At 76.3% G+C, this 6,291-nt stretch carries 5 protein-coding genes; 2 read left to right on the top strand and 3 right to left on the bottom strand.

The annotated features are described in order from the left end of the window. Nucleotides 1-68: 68 nt before the first annotated feature. Both FHL80_RS24540 and FHL80_RS24545 read right to left on the bottom strand, forming a co-directional pair. Nucleotides 69-1,400, bottom strand: a complete 1,332-nt coding sequence (locus tag FHL80_RS24540) for a cupin domain-containing protein (protein ID WP_138735946.1) — start codon at nucleotides 1,398-1,400, stop codon at nucleotides 69-71. A 2-nt stretch (nucleotides 1,401-1,402) separates the two neighbouring features. Continuing rightward, entirely contained in the window at nucleotides 1,403-1,738 is a 336-nt protein-coding gene (locus FHL80_RS24545) for a BatC protein (RefSeq protein ID WP_138735947.1), read from the bottom strand. Between the two features lie 276 nt (nucleotides 1,739-2,014). Here FHL80_RS24545 and dinB point away from each other — a divergent pair, with 276 nt between their 5' ends. Together dinB and FHL80_RS24555 are read left to right on the top strand one after the other, a co-directional pair. Then, nucleotides 2,015-3,250: a DNA polymerase IV gene (gene dinB, locus FHL80_RS24550; RefSeq protein ID WP_138735948.1), complete on the top strand. Its 1,236-nt coding sequence runs from the start codon at nucleotides 2,015-2,017 to the stop codon at nucleotides 3,248-3,250. A gap of 165 nt (nucleotides 3,251-3,415) precedes the next feature. After that, nucleotides 3,416-3,817, top strand: coding sequence for an SCO2097 family morphological protein (locus FHL80_RS24555; protein ID WP_138735950.1), 402 nt, complete (start codon nucleotides 3,416-3,418; stop codon nucleotides 3,815-3,817). 142 nt (nucleotides 3,818-3,959) lie between these two features. Here the strand turns inward: FHL80_RS24555 and FHL80_RS24560 are convergent. Further along, on the bottom strand, nucleotides 3,960-6,291 hold a 2,332-nt coding region (locus tag FHL80_RS24560), incomplete at its 5' end, for a transglutaminase TgpA family protein (protein WP_138735949.1).

Here is a 6,291-nt window from a genome sequence, read left to right on the forward strand (position 1 = left end):
AGCGGGGGGCGGGGGCGTGCGGGTCGCGGCAGGACTCGGGTCCGGTCGAGCCGGTCCGGTCGGCCGGCTCACCGTCCGGGATGGCCGCCACGGTCTCCATCGTGCACGGCGCCGCCCGGGCGGGCGTCGGGGACGATCGCGATCGACTCGGTGACCAACCGGCGGGCCAGGGTGAGCTGGTCGGCGGCGTCGAGTCCGGGCAGGTCCCCGACCTTCAGCTCGCCGGCAGCGAGGAGGACGGCCAGGGCCGGGTGCGTGCCGGCCGGGAGGTCGTGCGTGCGGCGGCCGGCGACCAGGGCCACCCGGTCCCCGACCGGCTCCCGCAGCTGCGCCCGCAGCAGGGGGCGCAGCTGCAGCACCGTGTCGGCGTCCAGGGCGGTGAGGGCGCTGGACTGGGCCAGCGGTGACACCGGGGCCGGGCGCACCTGCGACCAGGTCCGGGCCCGCAGCGAGTCGGCGACGGCGGCCGGGTCGACCCGGTCCAGCCAGCGGTGCAGACCGGCGAGCACCGCGGCGACGTCCTCGCTCGTGGCCCCGGGGTCGGCGAGGTCCACCCCGAGCGGCAGCGAGCCGCGCAGCGCGGGGTCGTCGGCGGCCAGCGTGCGGACCAGGTCCAGCGCGGACTCGACCGCACCCCACCGGGTCACCGAGTGGACCCCGATGGTGAGGTGGGCGCTGATCTCGCCGAGCGCGACCGCGGAGTGGATGTAGCCGCGCGGCAGGTAGAGGGCGTCGCCGGGGCGCAGCACGGTGTCGATCACCGGCGGGCGCTCGGCGGCGGCGGCCACCTCCGCCGCCCGGTCGGACCACGGGTGGGTGCGCAGCGGGTCGGCGAGCACCGGCTCGTGGATCGTCCAGTGCTTCTCCCCGGCCACCTGCAGCACGAAGACGTCGTGCACGTCGTAGTGCGGGGAGAACCCGCGCGAGGACGGCGGCGTGACGTAGGCGTTGACCTGGGTGGGGTGCCCGAGGTCGGCGGCGAGCTGGCCGGCGAACTCGATCAGCGGCGGCCACAGCCGGTGCAGCCCCTGCAGCACCACGGTGCTGCCCTCGGCGAAGAGCCGCAGCACCGAGTCCGACGAGACCTGGTCGGCGACCTCGGCGCCCGCCCCCTGGGGGCTGGTGAACCGCTTCGTGTCGACGACGGCGCCGTCCTTGGCGATCCGCAGGAACGGTGTGCGCAGCCCGCGGGTGCTCAGCAGCTCGTCGACCGCGTCGAGGGTCAGCAGGTCGGTGAAGGTGCCGCCGAGCTGCTCGGCGGTGGAGAGCAGCGGGCGGCGGGCCCAGTGCTCCGCTGCGAAGACCTCGGGGTCGACGCGGGTGCAGCGACGCAACGCGGGGCGGGCGCCGCCCTCCGGGGTGGAGGACGACGCCCGGTCCTGCCGTTCCGGGTCAGGCACGCTCAGGCCGAGCCGTCCGCGCCGCCGTCGTGCACACCGGCTGCGCCGCCGTCGGCCGCGCCCGAGTCGGCCGGGCCCTCGGCCCCGCTGTCCGCGCCGCCGTCCGCGCCGCCATCGGCACCGCCATCGGCACCGCCATCGGCACCGCCATCGGCACCGCCATCGGCACCGCCATCGGCACCGCCATCGGCACCGCCATCGGCACCGCCATCGGCACCGCCATCGGCACCGCCATCGGCACCGCCGTCCGCGCCGCCGTCGTGGTGACCCGGGGTGCCCTCGGCACCGCCGTCGGCCGGGCCCTCCGTGCTGGTCATGTCGTCGTCGTCGAGCGCCATGGCTCCTCCGATGGTCGTCGTCGTGGCCGCCGGACGGAGACCACCTGGGGCAGTTCTACCGCGACGATCGTCGCCGCACACCTGCTGTGGGTGCCCCACTCGGTTGTGCCCCACCCGGGGCTCGACGGGTCGGCCGGTGCGGACCGTGCGGCCCGGCACACCGCGCGGTCACGACCCGACCCGGGTCAGGTCCGGCGCGCCTGCCGGCGTGGAGGGCGGTCGCATGATCGGCTAGCCTCTCGAACACGTGTTCGACACAAGCAGTGGGGGTGTCAGGTGTCCGACCGCGCTACCGGTTGCACCGTGCTGCACGTCGACATGGACGCCTTCTTCGCCAGCGTGGAGGTCCGCCGGCACCCCGAGCTGGCCGGCACCCCGGTGATCGTCGGCGGGGCGGGCAACCGCGGGGTCGTCACCTCGGCCACCTACGAGGCCCGCCGGTACGGGGTGCACAGCGCCATGCCGACCTCCCGGGCCCTGCGGCTGTGCCCGACGGCCACCGTGCTCCCGGGTGACATGGCCCTCTACGCCGAGGTGTCGCGCTCGGTCATGGCGCTGTTCCGGTCGATCACCCCGCTGGTCGAGCCGCTCAGCCTGGACGAGGCGTTCCTCGACGTCTCCGGCGCGGGACGGCGGCTGGGCGACCCGGTCGCGATCGGCGAGTACATCCGCGGCCGGGTCTTCGACGAGCAGGGCATCACCTGCTCGGTGGGGGTGGCCGGCACCAAGTTCGTCGCCAAGCTGGCCTCCACCCGGTCCAAGCCCGACGGGCTGCTGGTCGTCCGGCCGGCCGAGGTCATGGACTTCCTGCACCCCCTGCCGGTCGGTGCCCTGTGGGGTGTCGGGGCCAAGACCGAGGAGGTGCTGCTGCGGCTGGGGCTGCGCACCGTGGGCGACCTGGCGCACGTCCCGGCGCGGACCCTGCAGCGCGCCGTCGGGCAGGCCGCCGGCGCGCACCTGCACGAGCTGGCGTGGGGGCGCGACCCGCGCCGGGTGGTGCCCGACGAACCCGACCGCTCGACCGGGGCGGAGGAGACCTTCGGCACCGACGTCGACGACCCGGCGGTCATCCACCGGGAGCTGCTGCACCTGGCCGAGCGGACGGCGGGGCGGCTGCGCTCGACCGGCCACCTCACCCGCACGGTCAGCATCAAGGTGCGCTTCGCCGACTTCACCACGATCACCCGCTCGCGCACCCTCGAGGTCCCCACCGACGTCGGGCAGGAGCTCTACGACACCGCCCGGGCGCTGTTCGACGCCCTGGGTCTGGACCGGGCGCGGATCCGGCTGGTCGGCGTCCGGGCCGAGGGGCTGGTGGAGGCCGACGCGACCGCCCGGCAGCTCGAGCTGGGGGCGCGGGAGCACGGCCGGCGCGACGCCGAACTGGCCGCGGACCGGGCGGCCCGCCGGTTCGGCGCCGGCGCGGTCCGGCCGGCCACGCTGATCACCCGGACGCACGTGCCCGGGGCGGGTCCGAGCCGCCGTCGTCCCCCGCCGGGGACGGGTCGCTGAGCCGCCGCACGACCCCGGCGGGCACCGCTGTGGGGCGGACGACAGCCCGGACAGGTGTGTCGGCGACGACTCGCCTTTCGCCGCCCGCAATCGGCTCGTATCCTCGGTGACACCGCGGGCGGACTGCCGCCGGTGGCTTGTTGCACTGCGCACCTGGAGGTCGACGTGCCGCTCTCCGAGCACGAGCAGCGTCTGCTGGAGCAGATCGAGCGTGCCCTCGTCGACGACGACCCGAAGTTCGCTTCGACGGTACGCACCGGCGATCGCCGTCAGAAGGCCCGACGCAAGCTCCAGATCGGCATCGGCCTGGTCCTGGTGGGCCTGGTCGTCCTGGTCGTCGGGGCGCTGGAGTTCTGGCCGCTGGGCGTGCTGGGGTTCCTGGTCATGTTCGCCGGCGCCGTCCTGGGCATCCTCAACTACAAGAACGCGACCGGCGCCGTCCAGCCCGGTGCGGCTCCCGGTCCGGCCGGCCGCCCCGGCCCCGCGCAGGGCAAGGGTCCCAAGGCCCGCCGCCAGCCGTTGAAGAACCGGCTCGAGGAGCGCTTCCGCCGCCGCTACGACCAGTAGCCCGCACACCCACCCGCAGCCGCCGTCCCCCGGGACGGCGGCTGCTGTCGTCTGTGACGTGGTGACGTACTGGAGCGGCCACCCTTCAGGGGCCCGCGCCGAGCCTGCGAGGGGTGGGGGGAAGGGTGGTCCTTCGACTTCTTCAGGCGGCGCGGAGCCGCCGGGGGGTGTGGGCCGACAGCCAGCCGGTCACGTCGGCCAGCGTCGAGGCCGGCCACACAGCCGCCCGCAGCCGCTGGCCCCGGGAGGCCCGCCGCAGCAGCGCCCGCCGGACGGTGCGCAGCGCCGCCGCCGACCCGGCGTCCGGCCCGGCGCTCGTCGGCGGCCCGTAGACCGCCCGCTCCTGGGCCAGGGCGAGGGCCCGCACCGCCGGGACCGCCGCCGGCTCGGTGCCGGACAGCCACTCGGCCAGGTCGCGGGCGACCTGGCGCGTGGTGCCGGTGACCGGCACGTCGACGCCGAGGTCGGCCGTGGTGGCCAGCAGCTCCTCCCACAGCGCGCCGGGGCTCCCGTCGGCCAGCCGCCGGCGCCGGACGCGGCGCCGCAGGACGCTCGGTGTGGCGAGCAGCCCGGGCAGGACCAGGGCCCCGCCGCCCCCGGCGAACCAGGGCGCCGGCGAGCGGCGGTCCTGCAGCGCCTCGACGTCGACGGGCACGTACTGGTCGTCCCGGTCGATGGTGGCGGTGGGGCCGGCGGGCACCGGCACGTCGGCGTTCGGGGCGGTCGGCTCGGCGGTGGTGTCGGCGGGGATCACCGTCCGCGGCGCCCACGGCAGCGCCACCGCCCGGTCGGCGGCGATCGGGGTGGGGTCGAAGGGGATCCAGCCCAGCCCGGCGAACCACGCCTCCACCCAGGCGTGCGCGTCGTCCGTGGTCACCAGCCGGCTGCCGTCGGACTGCACCTGCCCGGGGGTGTAGCCGAGCACGACCCGGGCCGGGACGCCGACGGCCCGCACCAGCACGGCCATCGCCCCGGCGTACTGCTCGCAGTAGCCGCGCTTGAGGCGCAGGAAGTCGGCGAGGTCGTCGCCGGTGGTGCCCGGCGAGGTGGACAGGCTGTAGACGAACCGGTTGGCCGGGTCGGTGAAGTGCGACAGCACGGCGCGCACCCGGTCGTAGGGCGTGCCGGCGTCCGCGGTGAGGTTGGCGGCGAGGTCGGTGACGCTGGTGGCGATCGCCGGCAGCTCGACGTACCGGAGCACGGGGTCGTCGGCGGCCAGCTCGGGCGCGGCCTCCAGGTCCTCCACCGTCGGCTCGGGCTGCTCCGCGGAGAAGTCGTACGTCGCACCACCGGTGGTGACGTCGCGGCCGTAGATCGTCGACCCCGCCTGGTCGAACCGCCAGGACGCGTCGTCGTCACCGGCCACCTCGACCTGCTGCGGGGCGTAGGCCACCGGCAGGAACTGGTCGTCGTGGCCGAGGACGGTGACCCGGGCCCGCACCTCCCGGCTGGCCTCGTCCCGGGGGAGCGGGGCGAGCGTCGGGTCGTCGGCGATCGACTCCTCGCCGTCCAGGTTGGACATGTGCCAGCCGTTGTCGCCGTACTCGTCCAGGGCGACCGCTCGCAGGTAGCCCAGGTCCTCGACGGTGGCGTTCACCCGCAGCAGGTCCATCGGCTCGGGCCGGTTGAGCTGGCCCGCCATCTCGGCGACCGGGTCCAGCGAGGAGCCGAGCCCGTTGCCGGTGCCGGCCCCGCCGAACCCGCTGGCCAGCGAGCCCTCCGCGAGGGTGGGGACGAACACCGGCAGCACCACGCCGGCCACCAGGGCGATCACCCCGGCGCGCAGTGCGGGCAGGGTCGCGGTGCCCAGCGGGGAGCCGCTGCCGCCGCGTGCGCTGTCCACCAGCCGGCCGCGCTGGTCGGCCCACAGCAGCAGGGCGAACCCGCAGGCCGGGCCGGCGAAGGAGAGGAAGGCGACGCTGCCGGTCACCGTGCTGACCGGGACGCAGTAGAGGACGAGCAGACCCAGGCCGCCCAGGGCCGGTTGCCGCGCGGGGACCGCCAGCAGGTCGGCGGCCAGCGCCACCAGCGCGACGAACAGCGTGGTCAGCGCGACCAGGCCGTCGAGCGGCAGCGCCGGGGTCGCCTGCTCGGCGATCTCGTCCACGCCGTCGGCGAGCACCCCGGCCAGGTCGGCGATGCTGCTCGGGGTCGGCAGCAGCCCCAGCAGCAGGTGGTCGGGGGCGAAGACCCGGCCGAGGACGACCAGCACCAGCAGCAGCTGGCCCAGCGGGACGGCGACGCGCCCGAGCGTGCCGAGCAGGCCCGAGCCCGGGCCCTGCTGGTCCAGCAGCCGGCCGAAGCCGGCACGCAGCGCGATGCCGCCGAGGGCGACCGCTGCGACCGCCAGCACCACCGGCGGGACCCAGTTCCGCGCGGCGAACACCGGGTCCAGGGCGAGCGAGCCGAGCAGGACGCCGGTGCCGGCCGCGAGGGCGGTGCCGGCGTGGTCGCGGGGGGCGCGGGGCAGGTCG

The organism is Modestobacter excelsi, from assembly GCF_005930495.1.
GTDB lineage: Bacteria > Actinomycetota > Actinomycetes > Mycobacteriales > Geodermatophilaceae > Modestobacter > Modestobacter excelsi.